The sequence below is a fragment of the Tateyamaria omphalii genome, from assembly GCF_019802125.1.
Taxonomy (GTDB): Bacteria; Pseudomonadota; Alphaproteobacteria; order Rhodobacterales; family Rhodobacteraceae; genus Tateyamaria; species Tateyamaria omphalii_B.
Genome location: NZ_JAHVHT010000006.1, coordinates 275,350 through 300,845, shown reverse-complemented (window position 1 = coordinate 300,845; position 25,496 = coordinate 275,350). Strand labels below are relative to the sequence as shown.

At 60.8% G+C, this 25,496-nt stretch carries 27 protein-coding genes; 17 read left to right on the top strand and 10 right to left on the bottom strand.

What is annotated here, in order from left to right:
- Positions 1-2: 2 nt before the first annotated feature.
- The 11 genes from KUV51_RS20670 (at position 3) to KUV51_RS20620 (ending at position 8,178) form a co-directional block, all read left to right on the top strand.
- Positions 3-1,079, top strand: a complete 1,077-nt coding sequence (locus tag KUV51_RS20670; RefSeq protein ID WP_222523343.1) for a hypothetical protein — start codon at positions 3-5, stop codon at positions 1,077-1,079.
- Positions 1,076-1,429 (top strand): hypothetical protein, encoded by a 354-nt coding sequence (locus tag KUV51_RS20665; protein WP_222523342.1) that lies wholly within the window; start codon positions 1,076-1,078, stop codon positions 1,427-1,429. Before KUV51_RS20670 ends, KUV51_RS20665 begins: the two co-directional genes overlap by 4 nt.
- Before the next feature lie 13 nt (positions 1,430-1,442).
- Positions 1,443-2,552, top strand: a complete 1,110-nt coding sequence (locus KUV51_RS20660) for a hypothetical protein (RefSeq protein WP_222523341.1) — start codon at positions 1,443-1,445, stop codon at positions 2,550-2,552.
- A 71-nt stretch (positions 2,553-2,623) separates the two neighbouring features.
- Positions 2,624-2,833 (top strand): hypothetical protein, encoded by a 210-nt coding sequence (locus tag KUV51_RS20655; protein WP_222523340.1) that lies wholly within the window; start codon positions 2,624-2,626, stop codon positions 2,831-2,833.
- Positions 2,830-4,764 (top strand): AAA family ATPase, encoded by a 1,935-nt coding sequence (locus KUV51_RS20650; protein ID WP_222523339.1) that lies wholly within the window; start codon positions 2,830-2,832, stop codon positions 4,762-4,764. The genes KUV51_RS20655 and KUV51_RS20650 overlap by 4 nt, the downstream gene beginning before the upstream one ends.
- Entirely contained in the window at positions 4,764-5,075 is a 312-nt protein-coding gene (locus KUV51_RS20645; protein WP_222523338.1) for a hypothetical protein, read from the top strand. Before KUV51_RS20650 ends, KUV51_RS20645 begins: the two co-directional genes overlap by 1 nt.
- 196 nt (positions 5,076-5,271) lie before the next feature.
- A complete protein-coding gene (locus tag KUV51_RS20640) occupies positions 5,272-5,562 on the top strand; it encodes a hypothetical protein (protein ID WP_222523337.1) in 291 nt (96 codons plus the stop codon).
- Positions 5,559-5,921 (top strand): hypothetical protein, encoded by a 363-nt coding sequence (locus tag KUV51_RS20635; RefSeq protein WP_222523336.1) that lies wholly within the window; start codon positions 5,559-5,561, stop codon positions 5,919-5,921. The genes KUV51_RS20640 and KUV51_RS20635 overlap by 4 nt, the downstream gene beginning before the upstream one ends.
- Positions 5,918-7,249 (top strand): DUF6638 family protein, encoded by a 1,332-nt coding sequence (locus tag KUV51_RS20630; RefSeq protein ID WP_222523335.1) that lies wholly within the window; start codon positions 5,918-5,920, stop codon positions 7,247-7,249. Before KUV51_RS20635 ends, KUV51_RS20630 begins: the two co-directional genes overlap by 4 nt.
- Positions 7,250-7,253: 4 nt before the next feature.
- A complete protein-coding gene (locus KUV51_RS20625) occupies positions 7,254-7,517 on the top strand; it encodes a hypothetical protein (protein ID WP_222523334.1) in 264 nt (87 codons plus the stop codon).
- A 13-nt stretch (positions 7,518-7,530) separates the two neighbouring features.
- Positions 7,531-8,178: a DUF1523 family protein gene (locus tag KUV51_RS20620; protein ID WP_222523333.1), complete on the top strand. Its 648-nt coding sequence runs from the start codon at positions 7,531-7,533 to the stop codon at positions 8,176-8,178.
- Between the two features lie 68 nt (positions 8,179-8,246).
- Here KUV51_RS20620 and KUV51_RS20615 read toward each other — a convergent pair whose 3' ends face one another.
- Together KUV51_RS20615 and KUV51_RS20610 are read right to left on the bottom strand one after the other, a co-directional pair.
- Complete coding sequence (locus KUV51_RS20615; RefSeq protein ID WP_222523332.1) at positions 8,247-9,365, bottom strand: class I SAM-dependent RNA methyltransferase; 1,119 nt, start codon at positions 9,363-9,365, stop codon at positions 8,247-8,249.
- A 45-nt stretch (positions 9,366-9,410) separates the two neighbouring features.
- Complete coding sequence (locus KUV51_RS20610; protein WP_222523331.1) at positions 9,411-10,988, bottom strand: DUF5928 domain-containing protein; 1,578 nt, start codon at positions 10,986-10,988, stop codon at positions 9,411-9,413.
- A gap of 139 nt (positions 10,989-11,127) precedes the next feature.
- Between KUV51_RS20610 and KUV51_RS20605 the strand changes: the two genes are divergently transcribed.
- On the top strand, positions 11,128-11,946 hold the full coding sequence (locus KUV51_RS20605) for a sulfotransferase family protein (RefSeq protein WP_222523330.1): 819 nt from the start codon (positions 11,128-11,130) through the stop codon (positions 11,944-11,946).
- A 66-nt stretch (positions 11,947-12,012) separates the two neighbouring features.
- Here the strand turns inward: KUV51_RS20605 and KUV51_RS20600 are convergent, their stop codons facing one another.
- The 3 genes from KUV51_RS20600 to KUV51_RS20590 all read right to left on the bottom strand — a co-directional run bounded on the left by KUV51_RS20600 (position 12,013) and on the right by KUV51_RS20590 (position 15,315).
- Positions 12,013-13,602: a calcium-binding protein gene (locus KUV51_RS20600; protein ID WP_222523329.1), complete on the bottom strand. Its 1,590-nt coding sequence runs from the start codon at positions 13,600-13,602 to the stop codon at positions 12,013-12,015.
- A gap of 276 nt (positions 13,603-13,878) precedes the next feature.
- Positions 13,879-14,433: an inner membrane-spanning protein YciB gene (locus KUV51_RS20595; protein WP_222523328.1), complete on the bottom strand. Its 555-nt coding sequence runs from the start codon at positions 14,431-14,433 to the stop codon at positions 13,879-13,881.
- 198 nt (positions 14,434-14,631) lie between these two features.
- A complete protein-coding gene (locus tag KUV51_RS20590) occupies positions 14,632-15,315 on the bottom strand; it encodes an SGNH/GDSL hydrolase family protein (protein WP_222523327.1) in 684 nt (227 codons plus the stop codon).
- Between the two features lie 113 nt (positions 15,316-15,428).
- Between KUV51_RS20590 and smpB the strand changes: the two genes are divergently transcribed.
- The 3 genes from smpB (at position 15,429) to KUV51_RS20575 (ending at position 18,064) form a co-directional block, all read left to right on the top strand.
- Positions 15,429-15,905, top strand: coding sequence for an SsrA-binding protein SmpB (smpB, locus tag KUV51_RS20585; protein WP_222523326.1), 477 nt, complete (start codon positions 15,429-15,431; stop codon positions 15,903-15,905).
- A gap of 123 nt (positions 15,906-16,028) precedes the next feature.
- Complete coding sequence (gene sseA / locus KUV51_RS20580) at positions 16,029-16,883, top strand: 3-mercaptopyruvate sulfurtransferase (RefSeq protein ID WP_222523325.1); 855 nt, start codon at positions 16,029-16,031, stop codon at positions 16,881-16,883.
- Entirely contained in the window at positions 16,883-18,064 is a 1,182-nt protein-coding gene (locus KUV51_RS20575; protein WP_222523324.1) for an aromatic amino acid transaminase, read from the top strand. Before sseA ends, KUV51_RS20575 begins: the two co-directional genes overlap by 1 nt.
- Here KUV51_RS20575 and KUV51_RS20570 read toward each other — a convergent pair.
- Complete coding sequence (locus KUV51_RS20570; protein ID WP_222523323.1) at positions 18,048-18,590, bottom strand: GNAT family N-acetyltransferase; 543 nt, start codon at positions 18,588-18,590, stop codon at positions 18,048-18,050. The two genes, KUV51_RS20575 and KUV51_RS20570, sit on opposite strands and share 17 nt — an antisense overlap.
- A gap of 309 nt (positions 18,591-18,899) precedes the next feature.
- Here KUV51_RS20570 and KUV51_RS20565 point away from each other — a divergent pair, with 309 nt between their 5' ends.
- Entirely contained in the window at positions 18,900-19,448 is a 549-nt protein-coding gene (locus KUV51_RS20565) for an AAA family ATPase (RefSeq protein ID WP_222523322.1), read from the top strand.
- A gap of 487 nt (positions 19,449-19,935) precedes the next feature.
- Here KUV51_RS20565 and KUV51_RS20560 read toward each other — a convergent pair whose 3' ends face one another.
- Both KUV51_RS20560 and KUV51_RS20555 read right to left on the bottom strand, forming a co-directional pair.
- Entirely contained in the window at positions 19,936-21,246 is a 1,311-nt protein-coding gene (locus KUV51_RS20560; protein ID WP_222523321.1) for an ammonium transporter, read from the bottom strand.
- 28 nt (positions 21,247-21,274) lie between these two features.
- Positions 21,275-21,613: a P-II family nitrogen regulator gene (locus tag KUV51_RS20555; RefSeq protein ID WP_039681805.1), complete on the bottom strand. Its 339-nt coding sequence runs from the start codon at positions 21,611-21,613 to the stop codon at positions 21,275-21,277.
- Between the two features lie 252 nt (positions 21,614-21,865).
- Between KUV51_RS20555 and KUV51_RS20550 the strand changes: the two genes are divergently transcribed.
- The gene (locus tag KUV51_RS20550) at positions 21,866-24,028 is read left to right on the top strand and encodes a transglycosylase domain-containing protein (RefSeq protein ID WP_222523320.1); all 2,163 of its coding nucleotides are present in this window, start codon (positions 21,866-21,868) and stop codon (positions 24,026-24,028) included.
- An 85-nt stretch (positions 24,029-24,113) separates the two neighbouring features.
- Here the strand turns inward: KUV51_RS20550 and KUV51_RS20545 are convergent, their stop codons facing one another.
- Both KUV51_RS20545 and KUV51_RS20540 read right to left on the bottom strand, forming a co-directional pair.
- On the bottom strand, positions 24,114-24,704 hold the full coding sequence (locus tag KUV51_RS20545) for a phospholipid-binding protein MlaC (RefSeq protein ID WP_222523319.1): 591 nt from the start codon (positions 24,702-24,704) through the stop codon (positions 24,114-24,116).
- A gap of 1 nt (position 24,705) precedes the next feature.
- Positions 24,706-25,467: a VacJ family lipoprotein gene (locus tag KUV51_RS20540; RefSeq protein ID WP_261385969.1), complete on the bottom strand. Its 762-nt coding sequence runs from the start codon at positions 25,465-25,467 to the stop codon at positions 24,706-24,708.
- Between the last annotated feature and the right edge of the window lie 29 nt (positions 25,468-25,496).

Genomic DNA, 25,496 nt, shown 5'->3' with positions numbered 1-25,496 from the left:
TTATGGCCGATTTCGCAAGCCAGGTGGCAGAATCTCAATCCCAGGTGGCCGAGGCGCAACAAAAGATCTCGGAACTCACCAGCCGGATCGAGGCCGCGCGGGCCAAGATGAAATCCGGCGATGACGTCTCCATGGATATCGAGAATGCGACGCTTGAGGATGTCCACGCCCACACCGACGTGATGAATTCCAACATCGCGGAACTGATCATGGGTCTGGACGATGTCACCGCCGCCTTCTCCAAGGATTTTGACGAGATGCGGTCCAAGACGGGCTGGGAAAGCTTTGTCGGCATCTTTGCCAAGGCCAAGTCGGAATCCATGCGGCAGGAGCGTGTGCGCTCTGCCTCGATCGACGACAAGCTGCAGGACCTGATCTCGAAATCCGACGTGATCGTGCAGTTGCTGCAGGGCCAGTTGACCATGCTGGAAGAGCAGAAAACCAAGGTCGAAGCCAACCTGACTGAAACGCTGGACGAGCGTGAGTTCACCGTGCAGGAGCTGTCAGCCTTGCAAGCCGATATTCAGGCGATGGACCCGCAGATCATCACGCTGGAAAACAAGATCGCATCCGAAACCGACGCCGCCAAGCGTACCGCGCTTGAGACCGAACTGGCCGACATGAACTCGAAATACAATGAGATGGTGCAGGAAGAGCAGGTCAAAGTGGCCAAGTCCCAGACGCTTGAGCGCTATATCGAGAAGGGCAAGACCTGGGTGGACAGCCTGCAGAACCAGGCCGCAACCCAGATGGTGCTGATCAACAAGCTCCAAACAGACACCAAGCAGCGCGTGGTGCTCTACGATGCGCTGACCAAATCATTGAAGACAGCCCAGCAACAGGACGTCGCCCACCGCATCAACGAGATTGGCGTGAAGACGGACCAGGAGGCGCAAACCGCCATGGCCGGGATCGGTGCGGCAACGAACGCCCGCATGGCCGACATGCTGGAAGCACACGAAGACCAGATGGTCTTTGCCCGCGACGTGCTGGAGCAGAAGGCGAAAGCGGACGAGCGGTTTGCGCGGCGGTTCGCACAGATCGTGGAGAAGCACGACAGCAATGCGTATGGTGGATGATGGCCCGTAACCGGGTCATCCTTTGCTTTTGCGTCGCCTGTTATCTGGTTACCTTGTCAATGGGGATGTGGATCACCGGTGAAGGGCTGTTGATTGCCAGTATGCAGGCCCTTGCAGTTCTGCCTTTTGTCGCAATCTTTGCCGCGGTCGCTGGCGTTTGCGTCATTCTGCTGATTAGCGTTTTCTTATCACTTGTTTCGTCCGTGGGAATGCTTCTGCTCCTTCTGGTGGGGCCAAGCGGAGCCGCGACGAAGTGGGGTAAATGGATTGAGGCAAAAGAGCGCCGACTGGGGCATTGGATCGCGGATCAATTGTCGCTCCGCAAAACAACCGAACATGATGCAAAATAGCTCTTCTACTCATATGACTGATAGTTACGGCCTCACCGACCTTTTCGCCTCGCGCCGCTACTTCAAGAAGTTCGAGACGATCACCGGGCACCTCGCCCGCGTTGCCGGCGTGATGGAGGCCGAGGGCGATCTGAACCGGGACGAGGTTAAGATCCTGACCCGTTACATCGCCGAACTGACCTTCACCTTCCGCGCGCTCTCCCAGAAATACCTGCTGGTGGGCCGCGATACCGGGCGTTTCTTCGGCTCCCTCGCCATCGACAAACGCTACAGCGGCTTTCCGGCGGCCGAAGAACTGCTCACCATGGCCTCGGACGCGATCCAGGCGGGCGTCCATCTCGACCGCATCGACCCGGCAGATGAGCTCAAAAAGCAGATGGTCGAGGTCATCATCGGCGACCGCCAGGTGCCCACGAAACTGCAATTCGCGCTGTCCCAGCGGCTCTATTACGAAGACTTGCAGAAGGGCCAACTCTTCTGGCCCCGCAACGACCCGCAAATCGTCTGGACCGGCAACCTGAGCGACGACCGCCGCAGCTTCCGCATCCACTGGGCCGTCTATGACACCGACCTGAACCTGCCCGTCATCTACATGATGGAGGTCGAGGACACGGGCCGCACAGCCCTGCCCAAAGACCCCCGCCGCTGGCCCGAAGCACAAGCGCACCTGATGGCGCAATCGCTGGGCAAGCTGAAGCTCGTGACCATCGCCAAGGGTTTCGACGAGGATTTCGATGATCTGCACCCCAAACGCCTGCGCCGCTTCTACGCGGGGCCGATGTACTCCTCAGCCTTCACCGCACAGTCGGGGCCCATCCTAGACGTCCTCAAAGCCGCCCGCGCGCCCGAAGGGCAGGACTGGGCGCTGGTCTGGACCGAGGAAGATCTGCACTCCGAACGCGTGATCGAAGAACGCTCGGGCTGGTTCTCTTCCGTCGAGCGCGAAGTCTTCGCCCTCGACCCCTTCTCAGGCCGTGGCGCGGACCTTGGGGCCACACGGATGGAACGCAGCATCGTCCTACCCCAACGCGCCTTCCAGGCGCTCGAAGAGATGAACCCACCCGGCTTCGGTTCTGTCCGCAAGTTCGTGGTCAGCCCATCGGGGCGGGTGCTTCGGTACTGATGGGTGGGTCTGATGGCAGATCGGCCCTCCGGGAGGGATTTTTTTGAAACAGGGAAGTATTGGACGGTGAGATGGTGACTAAGGTTCGTTTTGTATTTGCTCTGCTTTTGGGATTCTTCGGTTGGTTCTTCGGCTCCGCGATGGGGCTTGCTCTGTTCGGTACTGCCATCGTTGCAGCCTGGGTCTTTGTACCACTTTTGGCATTGCTAGGCTTCTTTATGGGGCCCGATGTTGTGGATAAAATTGCGCGTTGGTCGAAACGTCGAGAGGACAAGTCATGACTCAAACAGCCGATCAAATGGAACTGCGCGAGGCCGAGATTACGGCGCACTACCCCATGGCGCTGTCCATGTTGCAGGGCTTTGACCACGCGCCGCGCATCGGCAAGGGCAAGGAAGCGCCGCAGCAGGAACGCTCCAGCGGCGTGGGCACCCGTCGCCGCTTCCGCTCCACCACGCCGGGTCTTGTCACTCGCCGCACCGTGCCCACCGGGGCCGTGCAGTTGATGGCCACCATCGAAGGGGCCGATGACGACGACGCGCTGATGTCGCCCGTGCAGGCCACCGCGCTCAACGCCCTGCGCCGGGCCATTTCCATCGCGCTGGCGGTGGCCGAAAATTACGCCTCCGTCTCCGGCCTCGGCGATCTGAAACGCGCCAACCTCGAGGGTGCCTTGCCCGCCGCCCGCAAGACCGAGTTTGCCGAACTGCTCGCCGCCGAGGCGCTCATCACCCTCTACGTCTTCGGCAACGCCACTGCCTACCTGCTCTCGGCCCATCAGACCGAAGTCACGGCAGAGGTGGGCGAGGTCGAGGAAATCCTCACTGACAACGGCCAGACCGCCCTGCACGGCATCCTCTGGGAACTCGACCAGGACATCGCCACCCACGCCCCCGACGACGCCCACCTTGTCGCCACCATCACCGCCTTTGCCGAGGCGCTGATGGAAAAGGTCTCCTTGCGCGCCCAGAACGCCCCGCGCCTCGCCCCCTTCACCGGGGCCTCATGGCATGTCGAGGCCGACGACTTCACCGTCCAGGGCTTCACACCAGCGACCAAGGCCAAGACTCAAACCCTCACCATGACCTTCAAGAAACCGCACGAGGTCGTGGGCAACCATATAGCCAAATACCAGGCGATGAAGCTGGCCAAGATGCTCATGGCGTATGATTTCGACCGGCGGCTCAACCCCTTTGCCGAACTCGGCGGCTTCATCTTCACCTTCATGGGCGATGGCAAGCCGGGCACTGGCAAGACGACGCTGATCCAGATGATGGCGGGGCTGATCAACGACTATTGCAGCGTCGCAGGCTATGCCTTTCGCTACCAGAACCTGTCGACCGACAACATCGACAGCTACCAGGGCAAGTCGGGCCAGAATGCCAAGGCGTTCATCTCCAATGTCCTCGACCCCGGCGTGATCGGCTTCGGCACCATCGACGACATCGACCAACTTGCGGGCAAGCGCGGCGACCGCCAATCCTCCGCCGGGCAACTCGAAATCACCGCCGTGTTGATGGAGAGCTTTGCCGGCGCGAACACCGTCGTGCGCGGCAACTGTACCTTCGGCATGTTCTCGAACTACCCCGAGAACGTGGACGACGCCCTGCGCCAGCGGGCCGGGGCGCGCTTTCTCGTGGACGGGCCGCAAACGCGCGAGGATTACATCGACATCCTCGCCCTGCTGATGGGCAAGAACCACGACATCCCGATGGGTGCGCACGAGTTGTTCTCGGCCCAGGAGATCAAGAAGGCGGTGGCGGCGTCCTTCGACAGCCACAATCGCCCGCACGAGGCGGGGCTGATGGAGGTCTTTGACCGGGTGCATTCGGACATCGGAGAGCTGGACACGATTGCCAAGCTGGGCACATATCTCAAGGCGATCCAGCAGGCCGACGAGCGCTTTACCGGCCGTGCGATCAAGAACATCACGGACGCGGTCAAGGTCCGCGCCATGGACTTCGAACTGCCCGACGAGTGGATGGAAAACCCTGAGCTGTTCCTGTTCAAAACCTACGACGAGAAGAAAGCGATGATCGAAGACCTGCGCGTGCCGATCACGGTCGACATGGTGGTGCAGGAGATCAACCGATACGCCGACAGCGAGTTCCGCTATGCGGACAAGTCGGATGAAGTGGCGATCGAGGCGATGGTGCGCGACTTTGGGCGGCAGGAAGAGGCGAAGAAGCGGTATTTGGGAGAGAAGGGGTAATGGTCTCCACCATTGCAACTACGTTGGTGATCCTGCTTGTTCCGTTCTGGGCCCCGACACTCGTGAGAACAGGGCAGTCCCCAATCCTGACTGCTGCAATGCGCTTCTGTATCAGTGCTTTGGCTATCGCGGCGGCTTTGTTGCCGATCCAACTCGCATTCTTTCCCTTGGGTCCGATACGGCTTTTGCCATTGGAGCTAGGCTTCCTGTGGCTAGGTGCCGCGCCGTTTTGGGTGCCTTTTCTGGCGGTTCGAGTTATCCAGCTTGGTTTAAAAGACAGAGCACAAATCAATAGGAAGGTGGAAGTATGAGCTTCATCAGCCGGGTTGCGCCCGACCTCGGGTGGGCGCGCGCAGCATCAGTTTGGGGCGAGGCTTCCGCATCAAGCAGTTCACCTGTTCGGCGCGTGACATCAACAATGCGCCCTCCCGGGGGGGAGGTCGGGCGCGGCCCGGCGATGCCGGGCACCTACAGCTCGATTGATGCACCAGTTTCGGAGGACAGGGTTTGATAATTTGGATCATCACAGCCGCCGCCCTCATCCTAGGCACCCTCATCCCCCTGCGCTGGGGCGTCTTCGGCTTCCTAGCCGCCGCAGCCCTCCTGTTCCTCACCCAAGTCGCTATCCATACCGCCATGGGCTTCGAAGGCACGCCGCTCTCTGAAACCATGCTGCTCTTCAACAACTCCTGGCCCGCCTATATCGGCTACAACCTCCAGATCACCTTCCGCAGCTTCGCCCTGCCGCTCCTCGCCCTCGCCACCCCGCTGATCTTCCGCTTGGGGAGGCAGGCATGATGGTCGCCCTGTTCTGGATGCTCATCTTCCCTGTCATCGTCGGCTGGTGGGTCGCGCGGTCGATCCGGCGGCGCTATGGCACCGGTCGGATACGGATCATGCAAACGATGATCATCCTCAGCTTCCTCGCCCTGACCCTCGCCGCATTCCAGGCGATGTACCTGCACGGCGGCGCGATCCTGTCCCCGGCGCGCAACATCCATGCCTTTGGACCTGACGGCGCAACAGACGAAATCTGGAGCCAGTTTCTGATCGTCTTCCCGCTGACACTGCTCGGTCTAGGCCTCTCCTTCCTACGGCGCCAAGGCCAAGCTGATCCGGGCGGCGCGTCGCCCCAAGCGAAAGGGACCCGCCCATGATCCGCCTCATCCAACGCGGCCTGATGTTCGGCAACCTCTTCCATGTGGCCTCACCCGCGCTGGTCGAACGGTACAACCGCGCGCTTGAACACCTCACGGGCAAGCGCACGGCGCTGACCGATTTCTACATCGACATCTCCGGCTACTCGCCCGAGGTCGGCAATGAGCTGAACGACCCGCTCTACCTCAACCACAACGGGGTCAACCGGCAGTTCATCCTGCTGTCGACCGAACAGCGCAAATGCCCGCTGCTCGACGCGGAATTCTCCACGTCCCAGGGCATCCTCAAACGGTTCATCGCGGAAAACGAGGCGGCACTCTTTGCCCTCACCGCCCGCGACGCCGTGGCGGGAGAACTGGTGAACTCCGTCTACGACATCTCCAGCCCTGCACGCCTCTTCGACCTGCGCGCCATCACGGTCGAGGCGGACACGACGCGCGGCACGGTTCGCAACGCGGCCCGACTGGCCGAAAAAGTCGATACGTTCCTGCAGGAAGACGACGCATGGTTCGATGACGTCCTGATCGGCGAAATGATCCAGCTTGCGGGCCAGACCGGCGACGTCTCCCGCAACCCGGTGAACCTCAAACCGATGCGCGTGGAAAAGGGCAATTTCTGGACATCCCATTTTGGGGGGCTCTACATCTTCCAGACGCTCGACCATCCGGCGACCATCGCGGCGAGCGAAAAGCCAGAGGATGTGCCCACCAAGTACACCTTCGACCTGACTCAACGGAACCGCATCGCCAAGTTCCTGGAATACAACGACCTGGTCGAACCCATCGTCAAAGCACGCGGCATCGACGGCGCGGCCATCCTGAAACAGAAGATGGACTTCATCCTCGTCTCCGCCGTGACCGAAGCAGGCGTCGACCTCGCCGGCACCACGCGGCGCGACATGCGCAGGCTCGCCCGCGATCATGGTCACCTGCTGCCCGATGAATTCCACGGCCTCGCGCAACTGGTCGACTGGGCCGAGCATGGGGGCAAATGGCCCCGCATCAGTTCCGAACACCCGGCCTATTTCTACACCCTGCGCGCCGCCGACACGCCCGATGCGGATCTCGTCAACATGCTGCTGTCCGAACTCAGCCCCCGCGACGTGCGGCAACTGTTTATCTGCCACAAACAGGCGTTTTATGCAGCCTATGCCACTTGGGCGGACGCAAAAAAGGAATATGTCGCGCAATATCTCGAAGCCGAGTACAAGGCCGACAAGGTGGGCGCGCGGCAAGCACTCTTTGGGCACGATGCCCCCATGGAACCCGACCCACAGCCCCGCGACATGATCGCGCGGGTCGGCCCGTGGGGCGCAGTGAGGAGGTAACGATATGGCCGTGGCAAGACTGTTTCTGATCGCCTTCGTGGTGTTGACGGTGATCTATTTCTCGCTGTCCTTCTACTCGCGTGCCCGCGCCCGCGACAGGCTGGAAGCGGAATGGGACGAAGGCGACAAACCGGGCCCGCGCGAGGCCTATGTCAAACACGGGCTCGCCGACTATGACGGATCGCTGCGGCGCAAACTGATCCTCGGGGTCTATATCGTGCCCATGGCGCTTGTGTGCCTTATCATCTACCTTGTGAACTTCGCCTGAAAAGGACCCCGCAATGCGTTACATCGGCTGGATCATCCTGATCACCTTCTGGGTCGCGCTGGGCGCGGCGCTGCACTACACCCTGCCGCAACGCGACATCGTGCGGATCGTGAACACCTATGAAGAACGGCAGGAACTGGGCGACTGGACCCGCATGTTCTGGTCACGGCCTGACACGCAATCCGATGGGCTGATCAATCGCGATGTGCAGTTCATCCAGACGGTGCGCGCCAATGGACGGCCCATGGTCTACCGGAACGAGGATACGGGCTGGAGCTGGCCACCCTATTTCAAGTTCGACACCTCGAACCTCTACACCGAGGCGGCGGATTCCGTCTCCACCCGCGCCGCGCCTGAATGGTACGTGCTGACGCATTACGGCTGGCGAAACGAGTTCCTGACGATCTTCCCCAACGCCATTTCGCTACGCCAGGTCGAGGGGCCGGATGCATCCAAGGGCATTCCGTGGATCAACATCCTGGTGCTGACGACGATTGCCGCCATCTTCTACGCAATCTGGGTCCGCTGGCGGCGCTTCCGCCGGGCGCGGATCGACCCCAAACTTGAAGAAATGCAGGACAGCTGGGAAGCCGCTGGCGACGCCGTGTCGGAAAAGCGGGGCCGCTTCCGCCGCTGGCTCAATACGTGGAAAGCCAAATAGGGCGGAGGACACCTCCGCCTTACGAGGGGCGTTGCCAGTAAGGCGGATCTCGATCCGCCTCAGCCACGTCAGGGCAGGGGAGCAGTCCGCCACAACTTCACGCGCAAACCGCCATGGGCGATGCTCGGTCCCTCCGGCAGAAACGGCAGGCCCGTGGCCTTGGCCAGTGACGCCTCGCTGGTGACGATGCCCACGCGCCAGCCCGAAAACCGCTCGGCCAAGACCTGACCCAACCGGCCATAGACCGGATAGAGCGCCTTTTTGTTGCCGATCCGCGCACCATAGGGCGGGTTCACGATCACCAATCCCGGCGGCCCGTCGGGCGGGGTGATGTCCCCGGCATTTCCGGTCTCAAATGACACAAGGTCCGCGACCCCGGCCCGCTCCGCATTGGCCCGCGCCATGGCGATCACGCCCTGATCCCGGTCCGACCCGGTAAGGCGCACCTGTGGTGCGCCCCGCCGGTCGGATGTGCGCAGCGCCGCCACGGCATCCGCGTCGAACCCGGCAAGCTGCTCGAAGGCAAAGCCGCGCGCCCGCCCCGCCTGCAGGCCCGCTGCCATCTCGGCGGCTTCAACGACAAAGGTGCCCGATCCGCACATCGGGTCAAAGACCGGCTGCGATCCGTCAAACCCGCACTGGCGCAGGAACATCGCGGCAAGGGTCTCGCGCATGGGGGCCTTGCCCACGGCTTCCTTGTGGCCCCGCTTGTGCAACGGCTCACCCGACGTATCGACGCTGACCGTCATCCGGTTGTCGTCGATACGCACCTTCAGCGTCACCGGCGCATCCGCGGCCACGCTCATTCCGGCACTCTCGACCAGTGCCGTCTCGATCCGCTTGGTGGCCGCGCCTGCGTGATAGATCTTGGACTTGCGCGAGGTCGCGACCTCCACCCGCACAGGCACGTCCGGGCGCAGCACATCGGCCCATGGAAACTTGCGCGCCCGCTTGTCGAGCTGGGCGAGGTGAAATGCCATGAAGGACCCCATGCGCCACAGCACACGGGTGGCACCGCGCAGCTCCAGATTGGCACGCCAGACCTCCGGCCAGCCACCGTGCAGGCCCACGCCCCCGGGCACAACATCGGCTATGTCAAAACCGCAATCGCGCGCTTCGTCGGCAAGGGTCTGCTCCATCCCGGGCAGGGTGATGGCAAAGATCGGGGCGGGGGCTTCGCTGGACATGATCGGGTCTATAGAACCACGCGCAACGGACCGCAAAGGCGCGGATCAATCCGCAAACAGATAATCCACCGACGCGATCTCGCGCGCCTTCTCCGATGGAACGCTCAGGAAACCAGACAACGCTTCGGCATTGTCGTCCAGATCGGCGGCCTCTTCCATCCGAAGCAGATGCTCGAAATCGGCATCCCGTATACCGTCGGACTCGTAGGTCATGTCGTGGCGGATCGTCGGCAGCAGCCGGTCCAGAGTCTCGGTGCTGGTCTGCTCCCCGGCCAGGCCCACGCGCATGGCGTGCCCGATCAGGTACTCATCCGAGAAATTGCACTGGATCTCGAGGATGCGCGTGATCGACCGGTCGCCCGCGAAATCCTGCAACAGATCGAGGTTGCCGGGGTCCATGCACACGATCAGCCGGTCGGTGTCGAAGTAGTCAAACAGCATCCGCATCAGGGCGCGGCGGTGGCGGGTGCGTTTCTCCAGCGTTTTCTGGATACCGCCCAGGTCGGGCAGGGGGGTATGCTCTTCGTTGAACAGGTACTCGATGGCCGGCACATTGGTCATGATCCGGATCCGCTCCAGCAGGCGCTTGGCCACGTGCCACTTCTTGCACACGATGATCAGCAGCTCGCGGTTGCGGCCCAGCGTGCTCTCGGTCTCCCAGAACCGGGTGGCAAAGCGGCGCCCGATCCGACCCCGACCGGTCAGGAACTTGAACAGGCTCGCGCCTTCGTTCGAAATCTGGAACTGCACGTTCTCGGCGGCGTAAAGCAGGCCCAGGCGGCGCTTCAGATCGCGGGCCTCGGGGCTGATCTTGCGGGCAAACAGGAAATCCTGGCTGAGCAACAGATCATAGTGGTCGTCATAGAACGTTACGGGCATCCCGTAGTCGGTGAACATCAGGAAGGTCAGCGTTCGTGTGCGAATCTCATCCTCGGGGACCACATGGCGGACGATGGTCTGGAAGAAGGTCTCGTCCGGGATCCACGTGGTGCGGAAAAACCGCATCACGTCCTTGCGCTGGCGGGTGAAATCCAGCACCCACTCGATGGTGCGACGGCGCAGGCACCACCATTGGCTGCCGATCTGAACCTGGATGTCAGCGGGAATCTCCCGCTTGAAGCCAAAGCGCTGCTGCAGGTGGTAACTGGTATAGAATCGCCACTTCTGCGTCCGTTCGTTAAAGAAGTGGCGGTAGATCAGCCGCTCTTCCTTCATCCCGGTCTTGATCCAGTCGCTTTCGAAATAGTCGAAACTCTCGATAAAGTCGGCGTCATTTTCATCCAGAAAACGATGGGTATACTCGGCCGACTTGATCGCCATGCAGTCGCCCGACAGCATGTAGAAGTGGGTCGCACGCGGGAACGCCTCTACCGCGCTTTCGACAGCATACAGGGTGGCCTGCACCAGGCTCCACTCTCCCCAACCGCAGCGGATACGGCGGTGGGCAAAGGTAACATTCGGGTTGTCTTTCAGTGCCTTGGTGATCTTCGCAAAGTGCGCAGCGTTGGCACGGGCGTCGAAGTGAATCGACATGTAGTCGCCAGCCGCAGTCAGCCGCTCGGCCTGCTTGATGATGGCATCCGGATCCTTGTGACACAGCAGGATGTAGGCGATTTTTGCCATTCAGGAAACTTTACCACCCAGTAACGTCCGATTGTTTACGGTGATAAAGCTAAGGAGAGATTGAATAAACAGGATTTCTTTGCTTTTTTGCGCGACAAGCCGGTGACACGGATCACTGCAAGTAAAAAGGGCGAGCGGTATGGGGTTCCCAGGCACGTGGATGACGGAAAGCGAAAGCGTGGTGTACCGCGTGGTGCCCAAGTGCGCCTGTTCGACCATCGGCCAGATCATGTTCTACTCGGATCATGGCGAATTCTTCGACGGTGATATTCACGACGCTCAGGGTGGCATGCACAAATGGGCGATCGAGGCGAGCCAACCCATCATCACCGACAACGTGAAAACGCACGGCTCCTACGCCTTCACCTGCGTGCGCAATCCCTACACCCGCATCCTGTCGTCCTTCTTTGACAAGATCTGCGGCATCCAGCGCAACGGCAAACGCTACCGCGGCAACCTCGTACCGCTCCTCATCCAGAAATACGGGATCGAGGTGGGCGGCGACGACGGCAAGCAGGAATTCGACCAGATCAAGTCGTTCCGCCGTTTTCTGCTCTTTGCCCGCGACACCATCCGCTGGCGCCGCCCGATGGAGCCGGACATTCACTGGTCCGCCATGTCCGGCCACGTCTCGACCTTCATCGTGAACGGCGGCCGCTATGACAAGATCATCTGGACCGAGAAGTTCAACGAAGGGATGGAAGACGTGATGCAGGCGATCCAGACGCCCCACGCCGTCAACATCGCCGACATCCCCCGCTTCAACGAAAGCGAAGGGCACGGACCCAAGCGCGCCCACCCGGTCGAGGATTACTTCGACGACCTGTCCATGCACCTCGTCTACGAAATCTACAAACGGGACTTCGACCTGTTCAAATACGATTTCGAAGATCCCTCGAACAAGATGCCCGTGGGTGAGATCGACCTCGACGAAGTGCACAAAAAGCTGGGCGACTAAAACCCCGCACAATCGTCCGCTACAGCACGCTCATCGGACGGCTCTGTCGTGGCGCCGGGTTTGTAATCAAACCAGTATGATATCCGTTTCAATTTCGGACAGCGATGCGATGCCTGCGATTGTCAGGCTGCCATTGCCAAAATCGAAAACCAAAAACCCGTTCTCGTCTGTTGTTTCAACTGACCGGAGGTCGGCAATTGATGGATCGGGCTGAGATAGCAGGTCAGCCTGTATGTGCAGCACATCTATACCAGTTTGGAAGTCAGCTATGACATCATGGCTTGCTTCACGCAAAAACAGGAAGGTGTCGGCTCCGATGCCGCCGCGCAGGAAGTTCTCTCCAGCGCCACCATACAGGGTGTCATTCCCAGCGTTGCCCTCAAGGCGATCGTTCCCTGCTTCCCCATGCAATACGTCGGAGCCGTTGCCGCCACTCAGCCAATCGTCTCCATCACCACCAGTGAGAGTGTCAAAGTTTATGCCCCCGAACATGTGGTCTGCGCCGGCGCCACCTGTCAGGCGATCAGCACCGCTGTTTCCAAACAGAGTGTCGTTCCCATCGTTGCCCGACAGCACGTCGCCACCTGAACCTCCGGTGATTTCGTCATCTCCGGTTCCGCCGGCCAAAGTATCCAAGCCAACGCCCCCGAACATCAGGTCGTTTCCAGCTCCACCGGCAATGACATCGAAACCATTGTTTCCGAACAAATGGTCATCGCCTGCGCCGCCCAGAATAGTGTCGTACCCATCCATGCCCACAATGCTGTCATTGCCCTCTTCACCGAGCAGGTGGTCGAAGCCCAAGCCTCCAATCAATGTATCGGTTCCGGTGTTTCCTCGTACAACGTCGTTGCCAACCCCGCCTACGATGGAGTCGGGCCCATACCCTCCTGTGAGCGTATCATCGCCCCCTCTGCCTTCTATCGTGTTGTGGACGGTCGATGAGGAAAAGCTCGTCATCGTTATTCTATCTGCTCCAAATTCACTCCCGGTTGCGGTGGCGCCGCGCCCAGATAGCACAACGGAGTCAATATCCTCGAAATCCACGCGAAGCCCCTCAACGTACACGCCCGCTGCGTCAAACAAATAGTGGATGCCGTTTGCAGTTAAACTAAGCGTTATCGTTTCAAAGCCTTCAGAGCCGATTATCTCAATATCTTCGAGAAATGGGCCATCGTAAATTATAACCGAGTCCCCATTTTGTAGTTGCACTACATCTGGGCGAAATTGATCTCGAAGGTAGATATCATATGCTTGACCTGGCGGGACCTCGACAGACACGAATGTGTCTACAGCGTTTTCAAGCAGGTTCCGGAATGCAGTGATTTCGTTTGCACTGGATCGGCCCACCCACAGCATATAGTACTGTATGAGTTGTGCAGACATGTCCAAACCGGTGATTTCAGTACGTGTCACACCATCGCGGCTTATCATGCGAATTGTATCGATGGTCCCTGTCAACGTACCGTTTTCAGAGGAAATATTACCTCCATCGATCTCCATGCGTACGCCATCACCAACCGTGCTGTTTTCTTGAAAGTAATATGTCTCACCCTCTACAACCCAGCCTTGTGTATGCCAAACGTTCGAAAATCGCCCGCCATCATAAGAAGATAGAAAGCCTCTTATCCAAGAAAAGCCAGTAAGCGTGGGCATTTTATTTCCTTTCGGGTGAAGGGAATGCCGAATTTAAAACATCGGCCGTCGTCTGTACCCTTAAAAGGAGAATCCGGCGAAGTTCAAGGTTGGATTTCCTCGAATTCGTGACGTCAATCAATTCTCAGTGCATTAAATCAGATTTCGAGGACCCCTCGAACAAGATGCCCATAGGTGAGATCGACCTCGACGAAGTGCACAAAAAGCTGGGCGACTAGGGCTCAAACCAACTGCACAGGTTCGACCCGCCCTGCGCGGATCACGGCAACCGACCGTCTATGCTTCTTCTTCCTCATCTTCCGGCCCGTTCCAGTACTCCCAGGCCACGGCCCATGTTGCGGCAAAGAACAACCCGAACCAGGCAAAATCGGAAAATCCATTGTACAGCACCCAGACCCGGTCCGAGGCGTTGCGCCAAACCATTTCGTTGGCCCCGGCGCGCAACAGTGTGATGGCGATCCAGGCAAAGTTCATGATCAGCCAGCCTTCGTCGGTCAGCTTCAGCTTGTAACCCAGCGTGCGCTCGATCAGGCTGGGCTTGAAGAACAACCCAACCCCCAGGATCACGGCAAAGGCTAGCGACCCGACGGTCGCGCTGATCTTGACGAATGTCGTGTCGTTGAAGAAGAACCCGGCCGTCACCAGCACAGCCGTCAGGGCAAAGATGGAGATGGCGAGCCATGGCAGGCTCTGATCCCACCTCCAGCGCAGCACGATGGCGATGATCGTTGCAAGGGCGGCAAAGGCGGATCCGATCCATATCCCGCCGAGTGCATCCCCCAGCACAAATGCGATGCCGGGGGCAAATTCGATGACCAGACGTTTGTCCATATGACTTTGCTCTCAAGACGTTCGAACATGAAAGATTTTGCGCCATGACGTACCGTCCGCAGGTCAGCGCTCTGTCCGACCCCACCGATCCGCCAAGCATAAATCCGTGCGCTCTATTTATGGTCGCCGGGTCCGCATGGAATACGTGTTTTCGACAATAAGTTGCATCGCGCGCACCATGGCGCGCAGGGCACAGGATCAGCGCGCATTGGGTCGCAAAACCGCGGCGATGCGCGCCGCGATGGCCGCACTGCCCTTGGGCGAGGGGTGAATGCGGTCCACGTCGTGAAAGCTCAGGTCGCCATGCGGCACCAGATCCGCAACCGAGACGAACGTGACGCCTGCGTCCCGCGTCGCCATGCGGGCCAGCCGCGCTTCGAACCGGTTGCCCCAGCTGCGGCAATGGTCAATGATCGACCCGCGGCCCGGCGTGCGCAGATATCCGACATAGGCAACGCGGGCGCCATCGGCGCGCGCCCGTTTCACCGCCGTGACAACCGTGCCGGAGGACCCGTCCTCGGCAATCAGCCGATCCAACTGCGCCTCGCATTTCCGGCACCCGCAGCCCAACCACAGATCGTTGCCGCCCCCGTTCATGATGACCCAATCCCAGGGGCCAGACCTGTATTGACTGCCGATGCGCAGGCCAAGGCTGCCGCTCACGGGCAACACGTAATGATAGCGCGCGCCGACCACGGACCGGTCGACAATCTGTGCGCCCAGGCGCCGCTCCAACACGGACACAACCGACCGATCCGACCCGGCATTCCATGCCAGCATGCTGTCGCCCGTCGCGATGATCCGCGCCTTGCCCGATGACGGCACAGGCTCCGTGCAGGCAAACAGCGCCAGGCAGGCTGCTAAAAACACCCAAATGCGCATCCAAATGCTCCTGAATTTCGACCCAGGTGCACCATACGCGCACGTGTTCCAAGATTTCGTGAACCTCCTGCCCCTCTTGCCTGCCTGTCGTCAAGCGCCTACATCGCGTTGCCATGGCGCAAGGAAAATCAGACCCCAACTACAAGGTCGCCGCCGAGAACCGGCGCGCGCGCTTTGATTACGCGATCGAGGATGACCTCGAATGCGGCATCGTGCTCGAAGGGTCCGAGGTCAAATCCCTGCGCGCAGGCGGCGCCAACATCGCCGAAAGCTACGCACATGTGGACAATGGCGAGCTGTGGCTGATCAACAGCTACATCGCCCCCTACGATCAGGCCAAATCCTTCAAACACGAGGAACGGCGGCCGCGCAAGCTGCTGGTCAGCCGCAAGGAACTGTCGAACCTCTGGAATGCCACTCAGCGCAAGGGCATGACGCTGGTGCCCATCGTGCTCTATTTCAACCACAAGGGCATGGCCAAGCTGAAGATCGGCATCGCCAAAGGCAAGAAGCTGCACGACAAGCGCGACACCTCCGCCAAACGGGACTGGAACCGCCAGAAACAGCGGCTTCTCAAGGAACGCGGCTGACGTCCACTTCCCTGTTTCCAAAAATCCCGGGGTGAGCGCGCAGCGCGAGGGGCAGAGCCCCTTGAACGGCAGGCCCCACAGCGTTACGCAAGGGCGTTTTTTGTCGCCCGAAAGGACTCACCCATGTCCGATGATCCACGCACCCTGGTGTCCACGGATTGGCTCGCCGCGCATCTGAAAGATCCGGACCTGCGCGTGCTCGATGCCTCGTGGTACCTGCCCGATTCAGGCCGCGATGCGCGCGAAGAATATGAAGCCGCCCACATCCCCGGCGCCCGCTTCTTCGACATTGACGAGATCAGCGACGCCCGCTCGGACCTGCCGCACATGGCGCCCCCGCCGGAAAAATTCATGTCCCGCATGCGGGCCATGGGCGTCGGCGACGGGCATCAGGTCGTCGTTTACGACGGCGCCGGGCTACTGTCGGCGGCCCGCGTCTGGTGGCTCTTCCGTCTGATGGGGCACAAGGACGTCGCCGTTCTGGACGGCGGTTTCCCCAAATGGCAGGCCGAAGGGCACGCTACCGAAGACATGGCCCCGGTGATCAAGGACCGGCACCTTACCGCCCGCTTCCAGAACCACCTCGTCCGCGACGTCACCCAAGTCAGCCAAGCGGCCAAGCTCGGCTCGACGCAAGTCGTCGATGCCCGCGCCGCCGCCCGATTCAAGGGCGAAGCGCCCGAGCCACGTGAGGGCATGCGCCCCGGCCATATCCCCGGCTCCCGCAACGTGCCCTATGACACGCTCCTGAACGCCGACAAGACGCTGAAAACCCCCGCAGATACCCGCGCCATCTTCGAGGCGGCGGGCGTCGATCTGCAGAAACCCATCATCACCAGCTGCGGCTCGGGTATCACCGCCGCCATCCTCGGCCTCGCGCTCGAACGCATGGGGCATGACAGCTGGTCCCTCTATGACGGAAGCTGGGCCGAATGGGGCATGTCGCCCATGGTCCCCGTCGCAACCGGAGACGCCTGATGTTCGAAGATCTCAAAGCCCAGAAACCCGACGGCATCCTGATGCTGATGCAGATGTATCGCGAGGACCCGCGCGAGGCCAAAGTGGACCTCGGCGTGGGCGTCTACAAGGACGCATCGGGCAACACGCCTGTGATGCGCGCGATCAAGGCGGCAGAGCAAAAGGTCTGGGAAACCCAAGACAGCAAGTCCTATGTCGGCCTCGCCGGTGCGCCCGATTTCAACGACGCCATGGTCAAACTGGTGCTGGGCGACGCGCTGCCCCGTGATGCGGTCAACTCGGTCGCCACACCCGGCGGCACGGGCGCCGTGCGGCAGGCTTTTGAACTCTTCAAGATGGCCAGCCCCGGCGGCCGCGTCTTCGTGTCGAACCCGACATGGCCCAACCACCTGTCGATCCTCGACTATCTCGGCCTCGAAACCGTGCTCTACCACTACTTCGACGACGACACGCGCGGCGTCGATTTCGATGGCATGATCGAAGATCTGAAACAGGCGCGCAAAGGCGACCTGATCCTCCTGCACGGCTGCTGCCACAACCCCACGGGCGCCAACCTGACCGGCCCGCAATGGGACGCGGTGATCAAGGTCCTGCAGGACACCGGCGCTACGCCCATGATCGACATCGCCTACCAGGGTTTCGGCGACAGTCTGGAGGAGGACGCCGCAGGCACGCGCAAGGTCGCCGCCTCGGTCCCCGAATGTCTGATCGCGGCCAGCTGCTCGAAAAACTTCGGTATCTACCGCGAGCGCACGGGCATCCTGATGATGGTGGCAAACGGCACGGAAAAGGGCATCGCCCAAGGCACGCTCAACTTCCTCAACCGCCAGAACTACTCCTTTCCGCCCGACCACGGCGCGCGGCTGGTGACGACGATCCTGAACGACGACGCCTTGCGCGCCGACTGGATGGCGGAACTGGAAGAGATGCGCACGGGTATGCTTGACCTGCGCGAACAGCTCGCCAAGGAACTGGAGACCCGCTCCGGCTCCAACCGCTTCGGCTTCATCGCGGAACATCGGGGCATGTTCTCCCGTCTCGGCGCATCGCCGGACCTGGTTGTGAAGATGCGGGAAGAAAGCGGCATCTACATGGTCGGCGACAGCCGCCTAAACATCGCGGGCCTCAACGCCCAAACGGTGCCGGTGCTGGCCGACGCCATCGTCAAGGCTGGGGTCTGACCCCAGCCGCAATGGCGTCGCGTGGTGCCGGTCGCTGTAAAACAACAGAAGACCCGGTCGGCGCATCGCGCCGATCCACTTCCACATAACCAAGCGCCGCGGCCAGCTTCCGTGACGCCGCATTCTCTAACGCGATCATGCAGGCTGTCGGTCCGGGCCTCTGGCGATCGTGCCACTGATGCACGCCCAACGCGGCCTCTGTCGCATATCCGTGCCCGTGGCACGCCGACCTGAGGGTCCAGGAGCATTCCACATCCGTATCCACCCTCGGTCCCAGGTCCCGCTCGTACTTCGCAAAGCCAACCTTGCCGACAAACGATCCCGTCGCCTTGTGCGTGATGATAAACTGGCCGAACCCTTCCAGCGTCCAGTGCCCGACATCGCGCAGAAGACGCGACCACGCCTCGGCGCGGCTCAGCATGCCGCCAATATGCGCGGTCACCACCGGATCGGCGAACATGTCCGCCAGCGCGTCGAGGTCGTCCGCCACAGGGTGTCGCAGGATCAGGCGCTCCGTTTCCAACATCTTGATACCTTCACATTGCGGATTCCGGTCACGGAACGTCGATGAAGGTCCGGGCCTTCTCTGAACCCTCGCCTGCAACGCCCGGGATGTCGATGGCCGAGTCGCCGGGATCGTCCAAACACCCATGCGATCGGCATGCGAAACAGGTCAACTGCCGATGGTGTGTTGTGAATACGCTCCCTACACCACTCCGTAGGGTGTGCGGTCCCCCGCGCACCATCCGTTTTGACCTGTCCGCCACATGCGCAGGTATCAGCTTGCAGCACGGCGCAGCTGCCACATGTGCAAAGGGCCTGCTACGAAGCGCCAATGCTCGCCCCGAACGCCTCCGCTGATCTCCGCACCGCCCTCTCTCACATCCGCTGGCTCGGCGGCGGTAGCGGCGCGGGCAAAACGACACTCGCCAAAGAACTGGCGCAGACCCACGGCGCGCGTCTCTACTCCAGCGACGACACCATGCGCGACCACGCGGCGCTCTGCCCGGCCGAGCAATGCCCGCGCCTCGACGCCTTCAAGCGGATGAGCATGGATGAGCGTTGGGTGGACCGATCACCCGAGGCGATGCTGGACAGCTTCCACTGGTTCGCGGGCGAAGGGTTCAATCTCATCGTGCAGGACCTGCTCGCCTTGCCCAAGGACACAGCGGTCATTGCCGAAGGCTTCCGTCTGCTCCCCAGTTGGTCGCCCCTCTGTTGTCGAGCCGTCGCCACGCGCTCTGGCTCTTGCCCACACCGGCCTTCCGCCGCGCGGCTTTCAACGCGCGCGGATCAATATGGGAAATCCCGAACCGCACCAGTGACCCCGAACGCGCCCTTACCAACCTGCTGGCGCGCGATGCCCTGTTTACCGATCGTGTAGGCGCAGAGTGTGATCAGCTTCGGCTTCATACGATCACAGTCGATGTGCCGTCGCCCCAGACCGATATGCTCCACGATCTGAGTCGCCGTTTCTTCGCGTGATGCGGTGCGCGTGCTTGTGAAATCGGACCGGGCCTGAGCCTTACAAGCCCCTCATGTTCTCAACATGTCCCTTATCAATCCGTAAACAGCGCACAAATTTCAGGCGGAATGCGTTGCGTTAACCCGGACCTTGCCGCGCGCCAGCAGAAAACGCGCAGTTTGAGATCCAAAATATGCAGTTTTCGGAATCCACCCGAAATGACGCCCAATTCGGGCCGGGCAAAACGCGCAGTTTACGATCAAAAGTGTGCAGTTTCGGTCGACAACACTCCAAGCCGGAGGTGTTGCGCGGCACCGATTACCCGACCGTACGCACCCTTCACAAAACAAAAAGACCGGGCGCGAACGCCCGGTCAGTCGGTTCTCAAGTCTAAGAGGAAGGAGCCTTAGCCTTTCGAGAAATCCGGATAGGCTTCCATGCCCATTTCCGACATGTCGAGACCTGCAATCTCTTCCTCTTCGCCGACACGGATGCCCATGACCGCTTTGAGGATGAACCACAGCACCAGCGACGCGACGAAGGTGAATGCGCCGTAGGCGATGATCCCTGTGATCTGCGTGCCGAGCGATGCGTCGGAGTTGTAGAAGACAACTGCGATGGTGCCCCAGATGCCCGCGAACAGGTGAACCGGGATCGCACCGACCACGTCGTCGATCTTCAGCTTGTCGAGGAATGGCACGGCAAAGACCACGATCACACCACCGATGGCACCGATCCACAGCGCACCAAACAGGGTGGGCGCCAGAGGCTCAGCCGTGATCGAAACTAGCCCTGCCAGAGCGCCGTTCAGAACCATGGTCAGGTCAGGTTTCTTGTACAGAACCTGCGTCAGGATCAGCGCTGTCACAGCACCGGCAGCGGCCGCCATGTTGGTGTTGGCAAAGATGCGCGACACGTCCGACACGTCGCCCACGGTGCCCATCGCCAGCTGCGAACCGCCGTTGAAGCCGAACCAACCCAGCCACAGGATGAACGTACCCAGAGTGGCGAGTGCGAGGTTCGAACCGGGCATCGGGTTGACCTTGCCATCCTTGTATTTGCCCAGACGCGGACCAAGCACGATGGCACCGGCCAGAGCGGCCCAGCCACCCACAGAGTGCACGACGGTCGAACCGGCAAAGTCTTGGAAACCAGCAGCGTCAAGCCAGCCGCCGCCCCATTTCCACGAACCGGAGATCGGGTACATAAGTCCTGTCAAAACAACGACAAAGATCAGGAAGGGCCACAGTTTGATGCGCTCAGCCAGGGCACCCGAAACGATGGATGCGGTGGCTGCAACAAACACCAGCTGGAAGAAGAAGTCCGAAGCAACCGATGCGTAGTCAAGAGCCGCTTTGTCTGCCGTCACGCCTACGTCGTCCAGAATCGTCTGACCGCCAAGGGCGAAGTAACCGTTGAAGTCACCGGGGTACATCGTGTTGAAGCCAACCAGCCAGTACATGATGGCCGCGATCGAGAAGAGACCGATGTTCTTGGTCATCTGCATGGTCACGTTCTTGGAACGGACCAGACCACCTTCAAGCATGGCAAAACCGGCCGCCATGAAGAAGACCAGAAAGCCTGCCATGCAGAACAGCAGGGTGGTCATGATGTAGGGGCCGATCTCGTCAAAGCCCGGGGCGGCGTCTTGCGCCAGCGCCAGCGTCGGCAATGCGGTCAGCGCCGCGCCGGCAATAAGAGATTTCGTGAGTTTCATTGTGCGTGTTTTCCCTTTGATGGCGCGCTTAGATAGCGTCTTCGTTGGTTTCGCCGGTGCGGACACGCACGGCCTGCTGGACGTCGAGAACAAAGATCTTGCCGTCCCCGATCTTGCCCGTCTGGGCGGTTTTGGTGATTGTTTCGACGATCTGATCTGCCATGGAGGCGGCGACCACGATCTCGATCTTGACCTTGGGCACGAAGTTGACCGCGTATTCCGCACCGCGGTAGATTTCCGTGTGGCCCGATTGCGAGCCGAAGCCCTTGATTTCCGTGACCATCATGCCGCGCACACCGGCCTCGGTCAGCGCTTCGCGAACCTCCTCCAGCTTGAACGGTTTGATCGTAGCAATGATGAGTTTCACCACATGTCCCCTTACGTTGGCAGGTCGCCCTGCGATACGGGAGGGAACAGAAAGCAAAGAGCTTGCGTGGCAAAGATTTACGCCAATTTAATGAGCCGCTCGCCCTGCTGGTGTGCATAAAAAATGCGCAAAAATATGCCGACGCACAACAAATAGGCATTTGAGAATCTGCATTCGCGGCACTCCGGGGCGTGGCAAACGCCGTCAAACCAGATAAACTGGACCAAACATAAGGCCGGGCAGGGGTCGTCAATGAGTGATTCAAGAAAGGGCAAACGCCCCTTGGTAGCGGACCGTCGCTATCCCAAGAAGAAGACGGCCAAGCCAGCGGCCCGCAAGGCACCGGTAAAAAAGCGTCGCAAGGCGCCCGTCCGAAAACCCTCGCGCAATATTTTCGTTCGTCTGTTCAGGTGGATACTTCGGCTCGTCTGGTGGGTGACCTGGCGTGTCGGCCTGACCGTCACGGCGGCAATTGCACTTGCCGTTGGCTATTTCTGGACCACCCTGCCCGACGTTAATGCGTTGCTTGATGGCCGCGCGCGCGGCTCTGTCACGCTGCTGGACCGCGAGGGCAACCGCTTTGCCTGGCGCGGCGATCAGTTCGGCGGGGCCGTCATGGCGTCGACCGTGGCGCCCGGCCTCAAGGATGCTGTTGTCGCGACCGAGGACAAACGCTTCTACCGTCACTTCGGCGTCAGCCCGCGCGGCATTGCCAGCGCGGTGCGCATCAATTTGCGGGAAGGGCGTGGTCCGCTTCAGGGCCATGGCGGTTCCACGATCACCCAGCAGACGGCAAAGCTGCTCTGCCTCGGCGTCGTGTATGACCCGGCCGAGTGGGAGTCCGAAGCGGCCTATGTCGCTGATTGCCGTCGCGGCTCGCTCCAGCGCAAGGCCAAGGAAGCCATATATGCCATGGCGATGGAGGCGAAATACTCCAAGGAAGAGATCCTGTCGATCTACCTCAATCGCGCCTATATGGGCGCGGGTGCCTATGGGGCCGAAGCGGCTGCACAGCGCTACTTCGGCAAGCCCGCGGCCATGCTGACACCGTCCGAAGGAGCCATGATCGCCGGTCTGCTCACGGCACCGTCGCGCCTTGCGCCAACCTCCGACCTGCAAAGGTCACAGGATCGAGCGGCCACAGTGCTGCGACTGATGGGCGAACAGGGCTACCTGTCGGACGCGGAAGTGGCGAAATGGCAGAACAATCCGGCCAACCTGTCGCCCGCAGCACGTCGCAAGGCGGGCGGCTACTTTGCCGACTGGGTGATGTCGACCGGTCCCGAGTTCTTCACCCGGGACACGACCGAAGATGTCATCATTCGAACCACGCTCGATCAACGTCTTCAAAGCGCTGCCGAAGACGCACTGAAGGAAGTGTTCGAAACCAAGGTAAGAGAGGGGTCCAAGGCCCAGGCGGCCATCGTGGTGATGAGCGCCGACGGCGCCGTGCGCGCCATGGTCGGAGGGCGCGAAACACGGGTCGCCGGTGTATTCAACCGCGCCATTCAGGCGCAGCGACAAACTGGCTCGGCATTCAAGCCCTTTGTCTACGCCGCCGCCCTCGAACTGGGGTATTCACCGCTCGATTTTGTGGACGACGAACCGCTCACCCTCGACATCCCCGGCTCTGGCCGTTGGTCCCCCCGCAACTACACGAACACGTATTCCGGCCGGGTGACGTTGACCAAAGCGCTGGCTGACTCCCTGAACATTCCTGCGGTCAAAGTGTCCGAGAGTATGGGCCGGGATCTGGTGCGTCGCGTGGCGACCGACTTCGGTATCACTGGCGACATGGCAGATGGCCCCGCGCTGGCGCTGGGTGCGTCCGAGAGCACGTTGCTCGACATGACAGGCGCCTACGCAGGCATTCTGAACGGTGGGTCGTCGGTGACGCCCTACGGGTTGGTCGACCTGCGTCTGCAGGGCGACGACGTGCCGCTGATGGGCACTGGTGGCGGCATTGGCGAACGGGTCGTTCAGGAGGGCGCGGCGCGAGAGCTTATCTGGATGATGGAAAAGGTCGTGAGTGAAGGAACCGGCCAGCGGGCGCAGTTCGGCGGTTGGCAGATTGCGGGCAAAACCGGCACGACACAGGCCGCAAGGGACGCCTGGTTCATTGGTTTCACCGCGGATTACGTTACCGGGGTCTGGATGGGCTATGACGACAACACCCCCCTGACCGGAGTGACCGGTGGGGGGCTGCCTACCGAAATCTGGCGCGAAACCATGCTGCGTGTACACGAGGGGACCTCGCCGCGACCCTTGCCGCTGCAAGTGCCGGAGCGTGCCCTACGTCAGGCCCAACAGACCGAACCTGCGCCCCAACAGCGCCAGCCCGAAGTGCCGCGCACCACCGAGGGTCTGATCGAGACAATCTTGCGTGATATTCTGGGAGGCGGCCGCTCTCAGTAGCGTTTGCGAAGTATTGGCGGCAGATCCTGTGGCGCAAACGCCCCGCGGACATGCGGGGCGCGCAGGGGCTTTCACAAGTGGGTGCTTATCCCAGAGTGCGCAGGTCCGAAATCATCGCGTCGATATTGCCGCCGTTGCGGTCAATCAGCGCGCCGATTTCTGTCCGTTCGGTCAAAAGCAGGTTCACGCCTTCGATAAACATGTTGAAGAACAGATCACGGCCCGACCGGTTGGAGACGTGGAACGTCACGGCAAAAGGCGATTCGCCGCGCAGGAACGCCGTCGTTTCGACTTCGAACCAGTTCTTCACCTTCCGCACGCTCTTGACCTCGAGCCGTCCGCCGATGAATTCACGGAAGCGGCGGCCATATTTCCGCGCGATATAGCCCTGGAAGGCATCCGAGAACGCCCGTTTCTGGGCATTGCTGGCCCGACGGCCGTCCACGCCCATGGCGTAGGCCGAGATGTAGGATGTGTCGCTGTACCGGGCAAAGATACGCTCGAAATCGCGGAACATCGCGCTTTCACCCTTGCCGGAACCGATCACGCCGTTGATGTCGCCGACAAGCGAATTGATCAGTCGCTCGGCTCCGGCTTCATTCAGGGCAAAGGCGGGCAGTGCGGGGACCAAGGCGGCAAAGCTCACGCCAGTGGCCAGGAAAAAGCGTCTGTTCATGTCAAAACCCCTCGGTGTCCAAGGCAAACGGATCAATCTCTGCAGCTGCACCGGCATCACCCAGTTCAAAACGCCGGTTTTGCAACCAGATCAAACGCGCCTGCGCGTAGCTGTCAGCACTCTCATATAGGATGGAATCGACGGTATCGGTAAAGCGGCCCCGCCGAGACAGGCCGGAAGCCGCCGCCGCGACCGTGCCGTAGTACTGTTCCGGGCTGTCGACCATGTAGCTCAGCGGGTTGGTGAACAGGTCCACCACCTTGCCGGTGGTGTTGCGCGCCGTCGATGGGCCAAGAACGGGAAGTTCAAGGTAGGCCCCTTCGCCCACGCCCCAAACATAAAGGGTTTCGCCGAAGTCGGTATCATGTGCGGGCAGTTGGAAATCGGATGCCACGTCAAACAGGCCGAAGATACCAAGGACGGAGTTTGTCAGAAAGCGAACGGTCGAAATACCCGCACCTTCCAGATCGCCCTGCAACACGCTGTTCACGACAACCGATGGTTCACCCAGGTTGCGGGCGAAGTTGCTCACGCTGTCCTCGATCTCGTCCGGCAGCAGCGATGAATAGCCAATCGCGGCGGGGCGCACGACGGCGCGATCGAGACCACGGTTGAATGCATGAACCTTGCGATTCTGCCGTTCATACGGGTCGTTTATCCCGTCTGGTTGGGCCAGGCGTTGTTCTGAAGCGGCGCAGGCCGCCAGCGATCCGGCAGCCAGCAGCAAAATTGCAGCGTGACGGACGCGATAAAAAAGAGACAATGCAAATCTCCGCTGGATATTCTCGACGT